Origin of the sequence: Streptomyces sp. CBMA123, from assembly GCF_014596465.1 — a bacterium.
In the GTDB taxonomy this organism is placed as follows: domain Bacteria; phylum Actinomycetota; class Actinomycetes; order Streptomycetales; family Streptomycetaceae; genus Kitasatospora.
In genome coordinates this window covers 1-19,200 of sequence record NZ_MECK01000078.1, presented here as the reverse complement: position 1 = coordinate 19,200, position 19,200 = coordinate 1, and the positions used below count along the sequence as shown (strand labels likewise).

At 72.7% G+C, this 19,200-nt stretch carries 17 protein-coding genes; 7 read left to right on the top strand and 10 right to left on the bottom strand.

Annotation, left to right across the window (positions count from 1 at the left end; translation table 11 throughout):
• The first annotated feature begins 175 nt into the window (after positions 1-175).
• Entirely contained in the window at positions 176-2,410 is a 2,235-nt protein-coding gene (locus BG452_RS11795; RefSeq protein WP_317621003.1) for a bifunctional glycosyltransferase family 2 protein/CDP-glycerol:glycerophosphate glycerophosphotransferase, read from the top strand.
• Between the two features lie 87 nt (positions 2,411-2,497).
• Here the strand turns inward: BG452_RS11795 and BG452_RS11790 are convergent, their stop codons facing one another.
• Positions 2,498-2,710, bottom strand: coding sequence for an EF-hand domain-containing protein (locus BG452_RS11790; RefSeq protein WP_188304199.1), 213 nt, complete (start codon positions 2,708-2,710; stop codon positions 2,498-2,500).
• A gap of 176 nt (positions 2,711-2,886) precedes the next feature.
• On the opposite strand from BG452_RS11790, the gene BG452_RS11785 reads away from it, so the two are divergent.
• Positions 2,887-3,555 carry a lysophospholipid acyltransferase family protein gene (locus tag BG452_RS11785; RefSeq protein WP_188304198.1) on the top strand — a complete coding sequence of 223 codons (669 nt, stop codon included), beginning with the start codon at positions 2,887-2,889 and terminating at the stop codon, positions 3,553-3,555.
• Positions 3,556-3,581: 26 nt separating this feature from the next.
• Here BG452_RS11785 and BG452_RS11780 read toward each other — a convergent pair whose 3' ends face one another.
• Both BG452_RS11780 and BG452_RS11775 read right to left on the bottom strand, forming a co-directional pair.
• Entirely contained in the window at positions 3,582-5,426 is a 1,845-nt protein-coding gene (locus BG452_RS11780) for an ABC transporter ATP-binding protein (protein WP_188304197.1), read from the bottom strand.
• Positions 5,427-5,624: 198 nt separating this feature from the next.
• Positions 5,625-6,398: an SDR family NAD(P)-dependent oxidoreductase gene (locus BG452_RS11775; RefSeq protein WP_188304196.1), complete on the bottom strand. Its 774-nt coding sequence runs from the start codon at positions 6,396-6,398 to the stop codon at positions 5,625-5,627.
• Between the two features lie 70 nt (positions 6,399-6,468).
• Between BG452_RS11775 and BG452_RS11770 the strand changes: the two genes are divergently transcribed.
• The gene (locus BG452_RS11770) at positions 6,469-6,846 is read left to right on the top strand and encodes a DUF6895 family protein (protein WP_188304195.1); all 378 of its coding nucleotides are present in this window, start codon (positions 6,469-6,471) and stop codon (positions 6,844-6,846) included.
• On the top strand, positions 6,843-7,697 hold the full coding sequence (locus BG452_RS11765) for a serine hydrolase domain-containing protein (RefSeq protein WP_188304194.1): 855 nt from the start codon (positions 6,843-6,845) through the stop codon (positions 7,695-7,697). The genes BG452_RS11770 and BG452_RS11765 overlap by 4 nt, the downstream gene beginning before the upstream one ends.
• Here BG452_RS11765 and BG452_RS11760 read toward each other — a convergent pair.
• A complete protein-coding gene (locus tag BG452_RS11760) occupies positions 7,694-8,290 on the bottom strand; it encodes a LysE family translocator (protein WP_223242092.1) in 597 nt (198 codons plus the stop codon). The genes BG452_RS11765 and BG452_RS11760 overlap by 4 nt on opposite strands.
• A gap of 216 nt (positions 8,291-8,506) precedes the next feature.
• Between BG452_RS11760 and BG452_RS11755 the strand changes: the two genes are divergently transcribed.
• A complete protein-coding gene (locus BG452_RS11755) occupies positions 8,507-9,841 on the top strand; it encodes a PLP-dependent aminotransferase family protein (RefSeq protein ID WP_188304192.1) in 1,335 nt (444 codons plus the stop codon).
• A 121-nt stretch (positions 9,842-9,962) separates the two neighbouring features.
• Here BG452_RS11755 and BG452_RS11750 read toward each other — a convergent pair whose 3' ends face one another.
• From BG452_RS11750 to BG452_RS11740, 3 genes are read right to left on the bottom strand one after another with little or no spacing between them, the layout of a single operon-like run.
• A complete protein-coding gene (locus tag BG452_RS11750) occupies positions 9,963-10,868 on the bottom strand; it encodes an SDR family oxidoreductase (RefSeq protein ID WP_188304191.1) in 906 nt (301 codons plus the stop codon).
• Positions 10,865-11,941, bottom strand: coding sequence for an alpha/beta fold hydrolase (locus BG452_RS11745; protein ID WP_188304190.1), 1,077 nt, complete (start codon positions 11,939-11,941; stop codon positions 10,865-10,867). The genes BG452_RS11750 and BG452_RS11745 overlap by 4 nt, the downstream gene beginning before the upstream one ends.
• A complete protein-coding gene (locus tag BG452_RS11740) occupies positions 11,938-13,626 on the bottom strand; it encodes a flavin-containing monooxygenase (RefSeq protein ID WP_188304189.1) in 1,689 nt (562 codons plus the stop codon). The genes BG452_RS11745 and BG452_RS11740 overlap by 4 nt, the downstream gene beginning before the upstream one ends.
• Positions 13,627-13,860: 234 nt before the next feature.
• Between BG452_RS11740 and BG452_RS11735 the strand changes: the two genes are divergently transcribed.
• The gene (locus BG452_RS11735; protein ID WP_317621002.1) at positions 13,861-14,637 is read left to right on the top strand and encodes a MerR family transcriptional regulator; all 777 of its coding nucleotides are present in this window, start codon (positions 13,861-13,863) and stop codon (positions 14,635-14,637) included.
• 118 nt (positions 14,638-14,755) lie between these two features.
• Positions 14,756-15,721, top strand: coding sequence for an ABC transporter substrate-binding protein (locus tag BG452_RS11730; protein ID WP_188304187.1), 966 nt, complete (start codon positions 14,756-14,758; stop codon positions 15,719-15,721).
• 301 nt (positions 15,722-16,022) lie between these two features.
• On the opposite strand, the gene BG452_RS11725 is transcribed toward BG452_RS11730, so the two are convergent.
• From BG452_RS11725 to BG452_RS11715, 3 genes are all read right to left on the bottom strand, one after another.
• On the bottom strand, positions 16,023-17,621 hold the full coding sequence (locus tag BG452_RS11725; protein WP_188304201.1) for a M4 family metallopeptidase: 1,599 nt from the start codon (positions 17,619-17,621) through the stop codon (positions 16,023-16,025).
• A 574-nt stretch (positions 17,622-18,195) separates the two neighbouring features.
• The gene (locus BG452_RS11720) at positions 18,196-18,444 is read right to left on the bottom strand and encodes a glutaredoxin domain-containing protein (RefSeq protein WP_317621000.1); all 249 of its coding nucleotides are present in this window, start codon (positions 18,442-18,444) and stop codon (positions 18,196-18,198) included.
• Between the two features lie 17 nt (positions 18,445-18,461).
• Complete coding sequence (locus BG452_RS11715) at positions 18,462-18,800, bottom strand: hypothetical protein (protein ID WP_188304185.1); 339 nt, start codon at positions 18,798-18,800, stop codon at positions 18,462-18,464.
• Positions 18,801-19,200: the final 400 nt, after the last annotated feature.

The window sequence follows — 19,200 nt, the reverse complement described above, 5'->3', positions numbered from 1 at the left end:
CCCGCACGGGGCCCGGCACCGGCGGTCCCGGGCCGGTTCCCGTCGCCCGTCGCGCCCGCCTTCCGCCCCCGGTCCGCCCATGGCTCCGCGGCCGTCGGGCCCGCCGGACCGGCCCACCGCCGCCGACCGGACGTCCCCGCAGGTCGCGCCGTGTGGATCGGTAGACTCGGCCAGCGTGTCCCTCCTCCTCAGCATCGTGCTCCCGGTCCACGGCGTGGAGCGGTACCTGCCGCGCTGCCTCGACTCGATCCTCGGCGAGACCCCCGCCGCCGAGACCCGCTTCGAGGTCATCGCGGTCGACGACCTCTCCCCCGACGGCTCCGGCGCGATCCTGGACGCCTACGCCGCCCGCGACCCCCGGCTGCGTGTGATGCACCTCACCGAGAACCAGGGCCTCGGCGGCGCCCGGGCCGCCGCCCTGCCGCAGGTGCGCGGCGAGTACGTCTGGTTCGTGGACAGCGACGACTGGCTGCCCGAGCGGACGGTCGGCGTGATCCTGGACGAGCTGGCGCAGGAGAGCCGCCGCGAGGTGCCGGCCGACGTGCTGCTCACCGACTTCACCCACGTCTACCCCGACGGCGGGAGCGAGCCCAACCCCTGGCGGCACGTCCTGGTCGGCTCCCCGCTGGTCGAGGGCTGTACGGCGGCCGAGCACCCGGCGCTGTTCCAGACCGTGATGTCGGTGTGGAACAAGGTGTTCCGCCGCGCCTTCCTGGAGGGTCTGGACGTCGCCTTCGGCCGCGGCTACTACGAGGACATCTCGGTCACCTACCCCGCGCTGCTGGCCGCCGGGCGGCTGCGCTACCTGGACCGCCCCTGCTACTTCTACCGGCGCGGCCGGGAGGGCGCGATCACCGCGACCGCCTCCCCGAAGCACGCCGGTGTGTTCGCCCAGTACGACGCGATCTTCGCCTTCCTGGACCGCCCGGACCGCCCCGGCCGGCCCGTCCCGGAGTCGCTGCGCACCCTGGTCTTCGACCGGACCGTCCGTCAGGCGCTCAACGTCTACGACACCCCCGGTCTCGTCCCGCTCGACCGGCGCCGGGACTACTTCCACCGGCTCGCCCTGCACTTCGAGCGCCACCGCCCGGCGGACTACCGCTTCCCCGGCGGGGTGCGCGGCGTGCAGTACCGGCTGGCCGCCCGCGGCGCCCGGATCGCGTACGCCGAGCTGCGCCGCACCGGCCGGCTGCCGCGCGAACTCAAGCGCGGGGCACGGGCGGTGGCCCCCGCGGTGAAGAAGGGGGTGCGCAGCGGCGCCCGGTTCACCGCGTACAACGCGTTCCGCCGCCTCCCGCTGGACGAGCACCTGGCGGTCTACGCCGCGTACTGGCACCGGGGTTACGCGTGCAACCCGGCGGCGATCTACGAGAAGGCGCGGGAACTCGCCCCGCAGATCCGGGGCGTGTGGGTGGTCGAGAACCGCCGGCAGGCCGACGCGATGCCGCCCGGGGTCCCGTACGTGATCGTCAACACCCCGGCCTACCTGAAGGCGATGGCGACCGCCAAGTACTTCGTCAACAACGTCAACTTCCCGCGCACGATGGCCAAGCGCCAGGGCACGGTGCACATCCAGACCCAGCACGGCACCCCGCTCAAGGCGATGGGCATGGACCTGCGCGGCCGGCCCGAGGCGGCCGAGGGGATGGACTTCGACCGGCTCCAGGAGGCCATCGACCGCTGGGACTTCCTGGTCTCCTCCAACCCGCACACCAGCGAGCACTTCGCCCGGGCCTTCCCCGGCCGCTACGAGATGCTGGACACCGGCTACCCGCGCAACGACCGGCTGGCCGACGCCACCCCGGCCGAAGTCCGGGCGATGCGCGAGCGCCTGGGTCTGCGGCCCGGCACCACGGCGGTGCTCTACGCGCCGACCCACCGCGGCGGCAAGGGCGGCTACGTGCCGCTGCTGGACGTGGCGGACCTGGCCCGGCGGCTGGGCCCGCGGTTCACGCTGCTGGTGCGCACCCACTACTTCCACACCGACGGCCCGGGCGACCTGACGGCCGGTGAGGACGCGGCGCAGATCGTGGACGTGTCGGCGCACCCGGTGGTCGAGGACCTCTACCTGGCGGCGGACGCGCTGGTGACGGACTATTCGTCGATGATGTTCGACTACGCGGTGCTGGACCGGCCGGTGGTCGTCTTCGCCCCGGACTGGGAGGAGTACCAGCGCGAACGCGGCGTGTACTTCGACCTGTTCGCGGAGCCGCCGGGCGCGGTCACCGTCGACGTGGACGGGCTGGCGCGGGCGCTGCGCGCGGGCGATCCGGAGCCGGCGGCGCGGGAGCGGTTCCGGGCGAAGTTCTGCGTCTGGGACGACGGTGGGGCGGCGGAGCGGGTGGTGCGCCGGGTGTTCCCGGTGGCTCCGGCGGCGCCTGCGACTCCTGCGGACCCTGCGGACCAGTGACGCCGGGCGAGGACTGACCCCAGAACGAGAGGCACCCCGGACGGGGCCGGCGCCGCCGGTACGGCGACCGGCCCGGTCCACGCGAACTCAGCGCTGGCGGGCGGCCAGGAACTCCTCGAAGTCCAGGTAGCCCTGGTGCCGGGTGTCCATCGCGTGGATCAGCGCCTCGGCCATCGAGATCGTGACGCTGTGGTCACCCATCTCGTTGGCGGCCAGCGCGTACTCGGCCGGGGTGATCTTGCCGTCGCCGTTCTGGTCGAAACGGTCGAACATCTCCTTGATGGCCTCGACGCTCTCCATCGTTCCCTCCTGGGTACTGCGGGTCTTGCTCGGTTCGGACGGCCGTACCCTACCCGGCCGTGGTGTTCACCACGGTCGCCGGGAGTGGACGGCCGCCGGGGTCGGTGTCGTAGTCTGCGGGTCTGACTGCTGACCCGGACTCCTCCGGGGCGGTCGTTCGTCCAGGGAGGGAACCCGTGCTCGACCTCGCCACCAGGCTGCTGCTGAAACCCGTTTCACGGGGGATCTGGCGTCCGGCCATCGAGGGCGTCGAGAACGTGCCGCGCAAGGGCGGGGTGATCCTGGCCAGCAACCACCTGTCCTTCATCGACAGCGTGGTGATCCCGCTCACCTCCCCGCGCCGGGTCCACTTCCTCGCCAAGGCCGAGTACTTCACCGGCACCGGGCTCAAGGGCCGGCTCTCCAAGGGCTTCTTCGAGTCGATCGGCGCGGTACCGGTCGAGCGCGGCACCTACCGTTCCGCTCAGGCCTCGCTGGAGTCGGCGCTGGAGATCCTGGAGGCCGGCAAGGCCTTCGGCATCTACCCGGAGGGCACCCGGTCGCTGGACGGCCGGCTGTACCGGGGCAAGACGGGCGTCGCCTGGCTCGCGCTGACCGCGGGCGTCCCGGTGGTGCCGGTGGCCCTGGAGGGCCCGGAGCAGATCCTGCCGGTGGGCAAGCGGGTGCCGCGGATCAAGAAGGTGACCGTCCGCTTCGGCGAGCCGCTGCACTTCGACGAGTTGCACGGGCAGGCCCGTTCGCTGAAGGCCCGTCGACAGGTGACCGACGAGGTGATGGCGGCGATCCAGCGGCTCTCCGGCCAGGAGGTCGCGGAGAGCTACAACGAGGTCCCGAAGGCGGCCTGAGCCGCCTCCCCGCCGACCCCGTGGTCCTACGCGTGCCCGAGCGCGGCCTCCGGGACGGCCTCCGACCCGGCCGCCGCCTGCGGCACCTCCCGGCGCAGCAGCGCCGCGTACCGGCCGTCCAGTTCCACCAGTTCCTCGTGGGTGCCGAGTTCGACCACCCGGCCGTGGTCCAGCACCGCGATCTGGTCGGCGGAGCGGACGGTGGAGAGCCGGTGGGCGATGGTGATGGTGGTGCGGCCGGCGGCCAGGGTGTCGACGGCCTGCTGGACGGCGCGTTCGGTGCGGTTGTCGAGCGCGCTGGTGGCCTCGTCCAGGATGAGCACCGGCGGGTTGCGCAGGATGGTGCGGGCGAGCGCGAGGCGCTGCTTCTCGCCGCCGGAGAAGCGGTAGCCGCGTTCGCCGACCATGGTCTGGTAGCCGTCCGGGAGGGCGGCGATGGTGTCGTGGATCTGCGCGGCCCGGGCGGCCTCGACCAGTTCTTCGTCGTCGGCACCGGGTTTGGCGAAGCGCAGGTTCTCGGCGACCGAGGCGTGGAACAGGTAGGTCTCCTGGGAGACCACGCCGACCGCGCGGGCCAGGGTGTCGAAGGACAGTTCGCGCACGTCCACGCCGTCCAGGGTGACCCGGCCGCCGGTGACGTCGTACAGGCGCGGCACCAGGTAGCTCAGGGTGGTCTTGCCCGAGCCGGTCTCGCCGACGACGGCCAGTGACGTCCCGGCCGGGACCTTGAGTTCGACGCCGGCCAGGGTCGGGCGCTCCTGGTCCGGGTCGTAGCGGAAGTCGACGGCCTCGAAGCGGACCTCGCCCCGGATGTCGGTCAGGCTGACCGGGCGCTCCGGTTCGGCGATCTCCACCGGCAGGTCGAGGTACTCGAAGATGCGCTGGAAGAGCGCGAGCGAGGTCTGCACGTCCACGCCGGTGGAGAGCAGGCTGACGGTCGGGCGGAACAGGCCCTGCTGGAGCGTGACGAAGGCGACCAGGGTGCCGACCGAGACGATCGGCGCGCCGGCGGCGGAGGTCAGTCCGGCCGCCCAGTAGATCAGCGCGGGCATCGCGGCCATCACGATCATGATGGTGTTCATCCGCCAGCGGCCGGCCATGCTGGCCCGCACCTCCAGGTCGGCGAGCTGGTCGGACTGCCCGGTGAACTCCCGGGCGAGCGAGTCGGAGCGGCCCATGGTGCGGCCGAGCAGGATGCCGCTGACCGACAGCGACTCCTGGACGGCCGAACTCATCGCGGCCAGCTGCTTCTGCCGCTCGGTGGTGATCTTCTTGCGCTCCTGGCCGACCCGGCGGCTGATCCAGACGAACAGCGGCAGCAGGAGCAGCGAGATCACGGTCAGCCGCCAGTCGAGGGCGACCATGGCGACGATCGAGGCGATCACGGCGGTGAGGTTGGAGACCAGGCTGGTCGCAGTGGAGGTCACCGTGGACTGCATGCCGCCGATGTCGTTGGCGATCCGGGACTGCACCTCGCCGGTGCGGGTGCGGGTGAAGAAGGCCAGCGACTGCCGCTGCAGGTGGCCGTAGACGGAGGTGCGCAGGTCGTGCATGACGCGCTGGCCCACGGTGGTGGAGATCAGCGTCTGCAGCACGTTGAAGATGCTGTTCACCACGGCGGTCAGGATCATCCCGAGCGCGAGCAGGCTGAGCAGCCCGGTGCGGCCCTGCGGGATGGCGGTGTCCAGCACGGCCCTGAGCAGGAACGGGGAGACCACCGACACCACGGCGGAGGCGGCGACCAGCAGGCCGACGGTGGTCAGGCGGCCCCGGTAGGGGTGGAACAGCGCGAGGATGCGGCGCCACTGGGCCGGCGGGCGGGGGTCACCCTCGGCGCGGTCGGGCGGGGTCCAGTCGATGGCGGGCCTCAAGAACGGGCCTCCCTGGGTCGGGCGGTCGGATGGTCGGACAGTCGGGTGGTCGGGTGGGCGTCATCAGCATAGCGGGGTTAGCTCATAGTTAGACAAGCTAATAGTGAGGTCCCCTCTATTCCCTGCCGACGACCCGACCCCGCCCGACCCGCCGATGGCCCGACCCTCCGACCACCCGACCATCCGACCTCGGGCGCCTCAGTCGGTCCGGTAGGTCCGCGCCGCCTTCGAGGAGAGGCCGCCGAGCTTGCCGGACGGCAGCACCCGGGCGATCGCCACCGCCAGCTTGTAGCGCTTGCCCGGCACCGACACCGAACGGCCGCGGGCGAGATCGCGCATCGCCTCGTTCACGACCCGCTCGGCCGAGAGCCAGGACCAGGATGGGATGTTGCCCGTCCCCATGCCCGCCCGCTGGTGGAACTCGGTCCGGGTGAAGCCGGGGCACAGCGCCATCATCCGCACGCCCGACCCGCCGAGGTCGCGCAGCACGCCCTGGGTGAAGCTCACCACCCACGCCTTGCTGGCGCCGTACGTACCGCGCGGCAGGAAGGCCGCCACCGAGGCGACGTTCACGATCGCGCCCCGGCCGCGCTCGCGCATCCCCGGCAGGGCGGCCGTGGTCAGTCGCAGGATGGCCTCGATGTGCACCTTCAGCATGTCCAGCTCGCCCTGGAGCGGGACGGTCCCGAAGGCGCCCTTGTTGCCGAAGCCGGCGTTGTTGATCAGCAGGTCCACCGGGCGCCCGGCGTCGGACAGCCGGGCCTCGACGGCGGCGATGCCCTCCTCGGTGGCGAGGTCGGCGGTCAGCACCTCCGCCTCGACTCCGTACTCGGCGTGCAGGTCGGCGCTCGCGCGCTCCAGGCGCCCGGTATCCCGGGCCACCAGGACGAGCTGGTAGCCGCTACGGGCGAGCCGGCGGGCGAACGCGGCTCCGATGCCGGCGGTCGCGCCGGTGATCAAGGCTGTGGTCATGCCCCGACCGTACCGACTCACCGCATCCGCGCCCACACCCAGGGCAACACCCCAGCTCAGCGGGCTGCGGATGCAGGTACCCCATCGCACTCGTCATACCGAATGGGGCGCCCGGCCCGAGTGCCTGCCCGAACCGATGCGCGACTACCTGCGCGACTGGCTGCCGGCCTGGCTCGACATCTGGCTGGAGACCGAGCAGTGGGACCTCGCCGGCGAGCTGCTGATCGTCGACTCGTGCATCGGGGAACCCGTCACCGGCCGGGTCGGCTGGGAGGCCCTGGCCGCGATCCAGCAGCCGGACGGGCTGATCCCGTGCGAGGGGTCCGCGCCCGAGTACGACAACCCGGAGGACGCCTTCCGCGACCACGGACACACCGCCGTGGTCGGGGTGGTGGCCGCCACCGTCGCGCTCTCGCGTGCGCTCGGCGGCACGCCGGTGGCCACTTGAGCGAGCTGGCCGCCGCCGTCGCGGCGACACTACAGGCCGCCGGACCGTACGCCACCGCCGTCACGGTGACCCTCACCTGCGGGGACCACGAGGAGGTGCACTGCCACGGTCGGCTCGGGCTCGCGCCCACCGCACCGCCGTGCACCCCGAACACCGTCTTCGAACCCGGCTCCGTCACCGAGACGTTCACCGCGCTGCTGCTCGCCGAGTCGGCCGCACGCGGTGAACTCGCCCTGGACGAACCGGTGGAGCGCCGCCTTCCGCCCGACTGGCGCCCGGCGACGGTGAGTTCCCGCCGGCCGATCCGCCTGCTGCACCTGGCCACGCACACCTCGGGCCTACCGCGACTGCCGCCCGGACTGCTCGCGGCGGCCGCCCCGAACTGGGCCGGCAATCCGCACGCCGCCTACGGCGAGGAGCAGTTGCGCGCGTCGCTGGCCCGAACCACCGTACGACGCACCCCCGGCAGCCGGTACCGGTACTCCAACTACGGGGTCGGGCTGCTCGAGCGGATCCTCGCCGAGGCCGGCGGGGCGCCGTACGGGGAGCTGCTCGTCGAGCGGGTCTGCCGACCGCTGGGGCTCGATGCCACGACCTGCGCACCGGACGTACCGGGGCGCGCGGTCGGGTACCGACGTGGACGAGCGCTGCCGCCCTGGCTCATCCCCGGACTGCCGGGGGCCGGCGCGATCCGCTCCAGCGGGGCCGATCTGCTGCGCTATCTGCGCGCCCATCTCGACGGCGGGGACGGCGAGTTGGGGGCCGCGCTGCGGGACGTCCAGCGGCTTCGGCTGCGGCTGCCGCACTGCTGCGGGCCGCGAGCCGGGTCTGACGTTCACAGCAGACCCTAGACCGCGACGGCCTTGGCGCGGTCGGCGGCGATGTGCAGGGCGAGGCCCGCGAGGACGGTGCCCATCACGTAGCGCTGGAAGCGCAGCCAGGCGGGGCGGCGGTTCAGGAAGCCGGCGATGCTGCCCGCGCTCATCGCGATCAGGCCGTTCATGCCGACCGCGATCGCGATCTGGGTCAGGCCCAGCACCAGGCTCTGCAGCGCGACATGGCCGCGCTCGGGTACCACGAACTGGGGCAGCAGCGAGATGTACATGATGGCGATCTTGGGGTTGAGCAGGCAGGTCAGGAAGCCCATCGCGAACAGGCGGCGCGGTGGGTCCGGCGGCAGCTGCTGCGGGGCGAAGACCGCCGTGCCGCCCGGCTTGACCGCCTTCCAGGCCAGCCAGAGCAGGTAGCCGGCGCCGGCCAGCTTGATCGCGGTGTACAGCGCGGGGACGACCGAGAACACCGCGGCCACCCCGGCCGTCACCGCGACCAGGTAGACCAGGAACGCGGCGGCGACACCCGTCAGCGACACCAGTCCGGCGCGGCGGCCCTGTGATATCGAGCGCGAGACCAGGTAGATCATGTTCGGCCCCGGCGACAGCACCATGCCCAGTGCCACGGCGGCGATGCCGAGCACCGCGTGACCGTCCACGGCCTGTAGCGCGGCCGGTGCACCCAGCGCGTTCCCGGCGTCCCCCGCCGCTATCAGCTCGTCCATGCGACGAGGCTAGGGCGCGCGGCAACCTCAATGCAATGATGACTTTGCACTCGGTGCAATGTGCCCCGCCTCGGGGGCGACGGGCGTGTGAGGGGTTGGCTCGCGATGGACGACTACCGGCGGATCGCGGACGAGATCGCCGCCGACATCACCGACGGACGGCTGCGGCCCGGCCGGCAACTGCCCACCCTGCGCGCCTTCGCCCGCCGCCGGGGCATCGCCGCCTCGACGGCCGGGCGGGTCTACCGCGAACTGGCCCGGCGTGGGCTGACCGTCGGAGAGGTCGGACGGGGCACCTTCGTCCGGGCCGGGCGGGCCACCCAGGCGGACGGCGGCCGGATCGCCCTCGCCGAACCCGCCGACGCGCCGATCGACCTGGAACTCAACTACCCCACCCCGCCCGGACAGGCCGAACTGCTCGCCGCCGGACTGGCACCGCTGCTGCGGGCCGACGCGCTCGGCGAGGCCCTGCGGCCGGTCGGCGCGGCCGGGACGGAACCGGCCCGGCGGGCCTTCGCCCGGCTGCTGTCGACGGGGGCGGGCGACTGGGAGGCCGACGCCCGGCAGCTGCTGTTCGCGGGCAACGGGCGGCAGGCCGTCGCGGGGACGCTCGCCGCGCTGGTGCCGCCCGGGCAGCGGCTGGGGGTCGAGGCGCTCACCTACCCGGTGGTCAAGGCCGTGGCCGAACGGCTCGGCATCCGGCTGGTGCCGCTCGCGGTCGACGAACACGGGCTGCTGCCCGACGCCGTCGCGGCGGCCCACCGTACGGCGCCGCTGCGCGCGGTGTACGTCCAGCCCCGCCTGCAGAACCCGCTCGGCGCGAGCCTGCCGCCGGAGCGGGCGATCGCGCTGGCCGGCGAACTGCGCCGGCTGGACCTGCCGGTGGTCGAGGACGCCATCTGGTCCTTCCTGCGCCCCGAACTGGCTCCGTTCGCCGCGCTCGCCCCGGAGCGGACGGTGCTGGTCGACAGCCTCTCCAAGCGGCTGACCCCCGGGCTGACCACCGGGTTCGCGGTCGTCCCGGACGGACTGCGCGAACGGGTCGCCGGTGCGCTGCGGACCGGCGGGTGGGCGCCGAGCGGCTTCGCGCTGGAGGCGGCGGTGCGCTGGATCGGGGACGGGACGGTGGCCGCCGTGGCGGCGGCGAAGCGGGCGGACGCGGCGGCGCGGCAGGTGCTGGCCCGGGAGGCGCTCGCGGGGCAGCGACTGCGGGCGGACCGGTGCTCGTACTACCTGTGGTGGGAGCTGCCCGGGGCCTGGCGGGCCGAGACCTTCGTCGCGGCGGCGGCGCGGGCGGGGATCTCGGTAACGCCAGCAGCGGCCTTCGCGGTGGATCCGCGGAGCACGCCGTCCGCGGTGCGGGTGGGGCTGGCCTCGCCGCCGCTGCCGGTGCTGGGGTGGGCCTTGCGGGTGCTGGCGGGGATCGCGGCGGACGGGTGACGGATGGAAGCCGGAAGCCGACAGATAGCAGCTGACAGATAACAGGTAACAGATAACAGCTGACGGATAACAGATTTCGACATCTGTCATCCGTCAACTGTCAGTCGTCATTCGCCTTCCGTCAGTCCCCCGCCCCCGCCCGGTCCCCCCGCACCGCCGTGTCCGCTGCGCCACCGGCCCCGACGGCGCGCAGCCGGGAGGCGGCGGTGGCGGCGAGCTGCGGCGCGAGCCGGGCCACGTCACGGGAGCCGACCACCGCGATCAGGCTCGGCAGCAGCCAGCGCACCGGCTGCATCCCGCGCAGCCAGGCCTGGGCGTACACATGGGCGGAGCGCCGGGCGATCCCGGCGACGATCCGCTCCACCGCGGGCTCCAGCGGGTACGTCTTGTTGGCCGGCCACGGCAGTCGGCTGCGCATCTGCTTCAGCACGGCGTCCTGGTCGGCGCCGCGCACCATGTCCGTGTCGGTCCAACTCAGGTACCCCACACCGACCTTGACCCCCTGATAGGCGACCTCGGCGCGGATCGAGTGGGCGAAGGCCTCCACCCCGGACTTGCTGGCGCAGTAGGCGCTCATCAGCGGCGCGGGCGTCAGCGCGGCGAGCGAGGCGATCTGCAGCAGGTAGCCGCGGCTCTCGGTGAGCGCCGGCAGGAAGGCCCGCGCGGTGGCGACGCTGCCCAGCAGATTGACCTCGATCACCCGGCTGAACGCCCGGTGGTCGCTGTCGGCCAGCGGTCCGCCGATCGCGATCCCGGCATTGGCGACCACGGTGTCGATCCGCCCGTAGTGCTCCTTGATCCGGTCGGCGGTGTCGCTGAGCGCCTCCAGGTCGGTGACGTCCACCTCCCACGCGGTGGCGGCCGCGCCGCACTGGGCCGAGACGGCCTTCAGCTCCTCCGGCTCCAGGCCGAGCAGCGCGACCTTGGCCCCGCGCCGGGCCAGCTTGCGGGCCAGCGAGGCGCCGACCCCGCGGGCGGCCCCGGTGACCACCACGACCTGCGCGGACAACGGCGGGATGGCGTTCATGCGGCGGTGGTCCTCTCGACGGCGGGCGCGGGAACGCCCGGCTCGGAAACGCCCGGCCCGGGAACGCCCGGCTCGGAAACGCCCGGCCCGGGAACGCCCGGCTCGGAAACGGAGGCGGGCGGGGGAACAGCGGCGGAGGCGGGCGCGTCGGTGGCGCGGCCGGGGGCCAGGTGGGCGGAGGCCATCCGGTCGATCTCGGCGGCGATCTCCACCGGCCGCTCCAGCGGCGCCATGTGGCCGACCCCGGGCAGCAGCAACAGGCCCTGCGGGTCGGCGAGTTCGGCGACCATCCGATGGGCGTGCACCGGCGGGGTCAGCCGGTCCGCGGTGCCCACCACCACGGCGGTGGGGGCGGTGATCCGGCCGAGCCCGGCGCGCACGTCCAGCCGGTCCAGTACTCCGGCCCAGTGGAAGCGGACCCCGGTCGGGCAGGCGTGCACGATCCGGGCCGTCGCCTCGACCTGCCCGGCGGGCGAACCCGGCCCCATGACCGCGTACTTGAGCGCGGCGCGACTGACCCCGGAGACCGGTCCGAGCGGCATCCGGGAGCGCAGCAGCTGCCGGTGCAGGAAGCGCCGCAGGCCCGGGGCGCGGACGCCGTCCGGCAGGACGGTGAGTTCGGCGACCAGCTCGGCCGGACCGGTGGAGATCAGCACGTTGGCGGCGGTGCGCTCGGCGACCTCGGGGCGGCCGCCGGCGGCCATGATGGTCATCCCGCCCATGCTGTGCCCGGCCAGCACCGCCCGCTCCCCCGCCGGGACGGTCCGCTCGAGCACGGCGGCCAGGTCCTCGGCGAGCGCGCGGGTGGAGTAGCGGACCCGGCTGGGTGGGATCTCGCTGTGCCCGTGGCCGCGCTGGTCGTATACCACCACCCGGTAGCGGTCGGCGAGTTCACGGATCACCGGGGCCCAGAAGGCGGTCGAGCAGGTCCAGCCGTGGGAGAGCACCACGGTGGGCGCGCCCGGCTGGCCGTGCACCTCGACGTGCAGCCGGATGCCGTCCGCCGAGCGGACGCTCAACTCCTCGACGGGTGTGGGCGGTACGTACTCGGCGGGCAGGTGGACGGCGGTCATGCGGTGGCCTCCTGGACGGCGGTGCCGGCGGCGGAACCGGCGGTGGTACGGGCGGCCCTCGGGGTGGTGCGCATGATCAGCTCGTACTCGCCGAGGTCGACCTTGCGGGTGGCCCGGCGGAAGGACGCGGTGGAGCCGGGCCAGAGCACGGTGTTCCTGCCGCTCGCGTCCAGGTACCAGCTGCGGCAGCCGCCGGTGGTCCAGACGGTGCGGTCCATCCGATGCTGGAGTTCCAGGTTCCACTGCCGCTGGGCGCGGACGGTGGGCTGCATGGCGGTGGCGCCGACCGCGTCGAGCGTGGTCAACGCATCGATCATGTAGTTCAGTTGGGACTCGATCATGAGGATCATCGAGCTGTTGCCGAGTCCGGTGTTGGGGCCGATCACGAAGAACAGGTTCGGGAAGCCGCGCACGGTCGAACCGCGCAGCGCCTCCATGCCGCCCTTCCACTCCTCGGCCAGGCTCGTCCCGTCCGCCCCGAACACCCGGGCGCCGATGGGCATGTCGGTGACGTGGAAGCCCGTGCCGAAGACGATGGCGTCCACCTCGTGCTCGCTGCCGTCGGCGGCCACCAGGGTGGACCCGCGCAGTTCGCGGAGACCGGAGGAGACGACCTCGGTGTTGGCGGCGGCGAGCGCCGGGTAGTAGGTGTTGCTGAGCAGGATGCGCTTGCAGCCGATCCGGTAGTCCGGGGTGAGCCTGGCGCGCAGCGCCGGGTCGGCGACGCCCTGGGCGAGGTGGCGTTCGGCGAGTTGCTGGACGACGCGCAGCAGCCCGGGGCGGCGGACGAAGGCGTCCACCTGGATCTCGCGGAGCGCGAAGAGCGTTCCCCGACGGATCTTGGCGGTGACCGGCAGACGGCCGTGCAGCCACTTCTCCACCTGGGTGATCTCGCGGTCGCGGCGCGGCAGCACCCAGGCCGGGGTGCGCTGGAAGACGGTCAGCTTGCCGACCTTGGGCTGGATCGACGGGATGATCTGGGCGGCGGACGCCCCGGTGCCGACCATCGCGACGCGTCGGCCGGTCAGGTCGAAGTCGTGGTCCCAGCGGGAGGAGTGGAACACCTTGCCGGGGAAGCTGCTCAGGCCGGGCAGGTCGGGGATCTGCGGGTCGGCGAGCGGCCCGGCGGCGGAGACGATGGCGTCGGCGGTCCACTGGCCGGCCGAGGTGGTGATCCGCCAGCGGGTCCGCTCGCTCTCCCAACGCGCCTCCAGCACCTCGGCGTTGAAGCGCAGGTGGGGGCGGAGGCCGAAGACGGTGGCGACCTTCTCCAGGTAGGCGCGGATGTCCGGCTGGCCGGAGAAGCTGCGCGGCCAGTCGGGGTTGGGCGCGAAGGAGAAGGAGTAGAGGTGCGAGGGCACGTCGCAGGCGCAGCCGGGGTAGCTGTTGTCGCGCCAGGTGCCGCCGACGGAGTCCGCGCGCTCCAGGACGACGAAGTCGGTGATCCCGGCGCGGCGCAGCCGGACGGCGGCGCCCAGGCCGCCGAAGCCGGAGCCGATCACCGCCACCCGTACGTGCGGCACGGCCTCCGCCGCAGCGCTGGGGTCGGTCGCACCGGCCGTTCCGGTCGCGCCCGTCGCACCGGCCGTTCCGGTCGCGCCCGTGGCACCGACCGCGCCGACCGCGCCGGTGTCGCCCATAGCGCCGGTGTCGCCGGAGCGTGGGCGCTTGCTGCTGGATGCCATGCGGCCTCCTCCTGAGGGTGGGGCGGTGGTCTTCACGCTCTTCCGGGGGCTGCGCTCCGGAACCTCCGGGGCCGTCCCCGGAACCCTGCCAATCGCGCCAGTAATCACTGGCATGATTGGCAGGGTAGCCCTTGCCGACACCGGATGGAAGAAGCGCGGCAGCGCGGATTCACCGGAAGTTCCCGAAGCTCCCGCAGGCTCCCGCGCCGACCCGACGGACCTATGCTGATCGCCGTGGACAAGGTCAGAGCTGCTGCGGACGACAGAAAACGCGAGTACCGGGTGGAGGAACTGGCCGAAGCGGCCGGGATCACCACCCGCACCCTGCGCTTCTACCGCGAGCGCAAACTGCTCCAGCCGCCCCGCAAGGAGGGCCGGATCGCCTGGTACGGCGAGGAGCACCTGGCCCGGCTGCGGATGATCGGCGAACTGCTCGAACGCGGCCACACCCTGGGCGGGATCGCCGAACTGATCGGCGCCGGCGAGAGCGGACGGGACGTCGCCGAGCTGATCGGCCTCGAAGCCGCCATCGTCGCCCCCTGGTCGGACGAGACCCCGGTGCGGCTGGAGTGGGACGAGCTGAAGGCCGCCTTCGGGGACCAGCTCACCGAGGAGAACACCGCCGAGTCCATCGCCCAGGGCTACATCACGGTCGAGGACGACGGGATCACCCACGTCAGCCGCCGACTGATGGACGCCACCACCGAGCTGGTCGCCGAGGGCGTGCCGCTCTCGGCCGTCCTGGACGCCAGCCGGCGCACCCGGGAACACGTCGACGCCATCGCCGAGATCTTCATCGAGGTGGTCAGCGAGCACCTGCTCAGCGTGCTCTCCGGCGACACCCCGCTCGCGCCCGGCGAGGCGGCCCGGCTCACCGAGCGCATCCTGCGGGTGCGGCCGCTCGCCCGCACCGTCGCCGACGCCCAGTTCACCCTCGCGATGGACCGCCGGGTGCGCGCCGAGTACGACGAACTGCTGCGCCAGCGAAGGGAGTACGGCTCCGAGGCGTAGCGGGACTGCCGGGCGGGCAGGGATTCCCGCGCCCGTACGCCCCGTGGGGGTGCCCGCCCGTTGGAGGCCCGCCGTGGGGCGCCCGCTCGCTGGAGGCCGCCCGTTGGAGGAGCCGCTGATGACCCGAACCCTCAGCCGCCGCACCGCGCTCGGCCTCGCCGCCGGGCTCGTCCCGGGCCTGGCGCTCACCGCCTGCGGGCCCGACTCCCCCGCACCGGGCGGCAGTTCGGCCGGCTCCGGCGGCACCCGGACGGTCAAGCACGCACGCGGCGAGAGCACCGTACCGGCCCGGGCGAGCCGGGTGGTGGCACTGGACACCGACGCCCTGGACTCGGTGGTCACCCTCGGCCTGGCCCCGGTCGGCGCCACCACGGTCAGCGAGGGGGCGCCCTTCCCCGCGTACCTGCCCGCCGGACGGCTGACCGGGACGAAACCGGTCGGCGTGATCGGCCAGCCCAACCTGGAGGCGATCGCCGCGCTGCGGCCGGACCTCATCCTGAGCAACCAGGTGCGTGACGACAAGCGGTACGACCAGCTCTCCAAGATCGCGCCCACCGTGCTGTCCGAGACCACCGGGCCGGCCTGGAAGGCGAACGCCCGGCTGCACGCCGAGGCGATGGGCCGCCGGACCGAGGCCGAGGCGACGGACGCGGCGTATCGGACGAGGCTGCGCGACGTGGCCACCGCGCTCGGCGGGCCGACCAAGGCGGCGGCCACCCGGGTCGAGATGGCCCGCTTCCTGGCCGGCGCGCCCACCCGGCTCTACCTCGACGACACCTTCGTCGGTTCGCTGTTCAAGGACCTCGGGCTCGGCCGCCCGGCCAACCAGGACAAGCCCGGGTTCTCGCTGGAGATCAGCCCCGAGCAGGTGGACCAGGCGGCGGCCGACGTCATCTTCTACTCGGTGTACGGGGACCGGGCGAAGTCCGACCACACCAGGATCACCGAGGGCGCGCTGTGGAAGAACCTGGACGCCGTCCGCAACGGTCGGGTGTTCGAGGTGGACGACAACCTCTGGATGCTCGGCATCGGCTACACCGGGGCCGGACTGATCCTGGACCAGATCCGCAAGGACCTGGCGTGACGGCGGACGGCCGGTGCCCGAACGCACCGCGGTCCGAACGCGACACGGTCCGAGCACAGCGCAGCCGACCGAGCACCGCACAGTAGAGCACAGCGCAGTAGAGCACAGCGCAGCCGAACACAGCCCAGCCGAGCGCGCAACGCCGTCGAGCGCAGACGACGGCGGGGGCGACGGTGGTCCGCACACCGTCGCCCCCGCCGTCAGGTCCGGCCGTTCGGCACCCACAGTCCGGCCGGACCCACTCGGGCGTGGACCGGGCCGGGCCTGCCCAACACAGGCCCGAACCCGGTTCGGACCCGAGTCAGTTGACGTTGACCGCGGTCCAGGTGGCCGCGACCGCGTTGTACTCGGCGCTGTTCGCACCGTACAGGTCCGACGCCGCGCTGAGGGTGGCCGTACGGGCGCCCGCGTAGTCGGTCGTCGAGGTGAAGTAGGCGGTCAGCGCCTTGTACCAGATCTGCGCGGCCTTGTCGCGGCCGATGCCGGCGAGCGAAGAGCCGTCGGCCGTCGGGCTGTTGTAGCTGAACCCGTTGACCGTCTTCGCGCCGCTGCCCTCGGACAGCAGGTAGAAGAAGTGGTTCGCCACGCCGGACGAGTAGTGCACGTCCAGGTTGCCGACGTTCGCGTCCCAGTAGTCGGCCGACGAGCCGTCCTTGCTGGGCTGGTCCATGTAGCGGAGCGGGCTGCCGTCGCCGCGCAGGTTGATCAGCTCGCCGATCTGGTAGTTCGGCGGGTTGGAGGGCAGGTTGGCGTACCACTCCACCATGGTGCCCATGATGTCGGAGGTGGCCTCGTTGAGGCCGCCGGACTCGCCCGAGTAGTTGAGGGCGGCGGTGGCCGCGGTGACGCCGTGGCTCATCTCGTGGCCGGCCACGTCTATCTCGGTGAGCGGGGCGGCGTCGCCGCTGCCGTCGCCGTACGACATGCAGAAGCAGTCGTCGCTCCAGAACGCGTTGACGTAGTTGGAGCCGTAGTGCACCCGGCTGAGGGCGCCGACACCGTCGTTGCGGATGCCGTTGCGGCCGAAGGCGCTCTTGTAGAAGTCCCAGGTGGTGGCGGCGCCGAACTGGGCGTCCACGGCGGCGGATTCGCGGTTGCCGTTGGTGCCGTCGCCGAAGCTGTTGCTGGTGTTCGCGAACAGCGAGCCGCTGCCCGACTCGCTGTTGCTCATGTCCACGGTGGACTGGCCGCCGCGGCTGGTGTCCTTGAGCTCGTACTGCGAGCCGTTCTGGTTGGTGTTCAGGCCGACCTTGCCGACGAAGATGCCGGTGCCGGTGCCCGCGGCGGTCTCGATCTTCTCGTGGGTGGAGAGGACCTTGCCGTCGGCCGCGTCGGTGACCAGGATCTGGGCACTCGGGGTGCCGTCGGCGCGCACGCCCTCGACGGTGGTCCGGTACGCCAGTCGCGGGGTGCCGTCGGTGGCCCAGACGACCAGCTGGGCCTTGCCGACCTGGTGGACGTCGGCCAGCGGGGACTCGTCGGCGTCGATGGTCTGCCCGATGGTGGCCTTGACGTTGCCGGAGGCCTGGTCGGCGGCCTTGTCGGCCGGGATCTTCGGGGTCAGGCTCGGCAGCGCGATCTGGGCGGCGACCGCCTTGTCGACCGACTTCACCGCACCGTCGGACTTCTGGTGGACGACCAGGTCGCCGCCGATCACCGGGAGGCCGGCGTAGGTGCGCTCGAAGCGCAGGTGGCGGGTGCCGTCCTTGTCGACGACGGCGTCCTTGGCGACCAGCTTCTCCTGGGAGCCGAGGCCGAGCGCCTTGGCGAGCGGCGCGGACTGGCCGCTGGCCACCGCGAGCACGGCCTCGTGCTGCTGGGCGGCCTGCGCCTGCAGCGAGGGGGCCGCGGGGGCGGCCTGGGCGGCGGTGGTGGCCACCTGGACGACACCGGTCAACATGGCCGTGGCCGAGATGACGGCGACAGCGGCGAGCTTTCGCTTCACGTGCGAGTCCTTCCGGGAAACCGCGTGTGGGCGCGGTCGCACCGCGTCCCGGGGGCCGGGGTCGGCACCTGTGGGGCGGGACGGGCGCTGACGTGCTGAAACCCCGTACGGTCGAGCGGCTCGCCACCGAGGGGTGGGGGTGGGGGCTACCGCTGGGGGATGACCAGAAGCATGACAATCCAGCAGGTGAATTGACAGGTCTGCCTCAGTTATTGGCCAGGTCCCGCCAGTTGGTAAAGGGATTCAAAGGGTGGTCAAATCGGGGCAATCCAACGTGCCTTGCAGAGGGTTCCGATTCGAACCAGGGCCGAGCCGCCTGCGTCGACGACCGATCGCTCGCCAACCGTCAACGCGACGATCACTATCGATCATCATCCGATCGACTTTTACATCCTTGTAGAAGTTTCCATACATACCCTTGACACCCGAGTGGCGAGGTCCCGCCACCGGCCACCCTTGCCCCCCGAGCGGCGGCCTGCTAGAGGCCCGGCCGGGCACCAGGCACTACGCACCAGGCGACGAAGGCCGCCTACGCGCCGTACTCACGTACCGCAGCCAGTAGTTGACGCAGCGAAGGGTTCACCATCGGGCGGCCGACCACGGTGACCGTCGGAACGGTCTCGTTCCCGTCCGCGACCGAGCGGACGAAGGCGGCCGCGTCCGGGTCCTTCCAGATGTTGACGCGCGTGAAGCGGCGGCTGTAGCGAAGGCGCGTGAAGAGCAGGCCGAAGCGCAGCTTCATGCAGAAGCTGCACAGGGGGCGCCAGTAGAGCACCACGCCATCCCTGCGGCCCGTCACTGCAACCGCCATTCCTGTGCCGTGTTCCCGGGCGTGCACGCGACCATGGTGATCGCGTTGCCCGGTCCGTTGTCCGTCATGCAGGACTGGTTCTGGTAGTCGGCCAGGGTGTACGAGCCCGCGGTGCTCCCGGCGCGGACCGTCCACCGGGTGAGGAAGCTGAAGCCGTTGCTCAGCACCACCTTGCCGTCCATGGTCTGGACCAGCTGAGGGCCGCCGTTGTTGCAGGCATTGAACAGGATCCAGCTGCCGGGGTCGGTGGAGCGCACCCAGCCGTACTGCGAGGCGCCACCGAGGACGAGCGGGTTGTCGCCGTTCAGGTTGTCGTCGCGCATCCCGATCGGACGGCTGTCCTTGACGCTGACGATGGAGCTCCAGTTGCCGCCGCCACAGGACGCGGGCCTGCCGGCGGTCTGCGGGGGCGGATTGCCACCGGCGGACGAAGCACCCGAAGTGCCGCCCTGCGAAGCCGAGTTGCCCGGCTTGGCAGGCGGCTGGTCGGCCGCGGTGCCCCCGCCGGCGGGCTGGTTGGCGGCCTGGCCGCCCGAGGAGCCGCCGGGCGCCGCGCCGCCGCGCTCCCCGCCCCCGCCCCCCCCCCCCGCCCCGCCCTGCCCCGTCCGTCGCGATCCGCCCCTCGAGGTGGCGGCGCAGCCGGGTGGTGGCCGGTAGCAGATCGGCGGGGAAGGCGGCGTGCGGCCAGCGGGGCAGGCGCGCGGTGGTCGCGGCAGGTCTCAT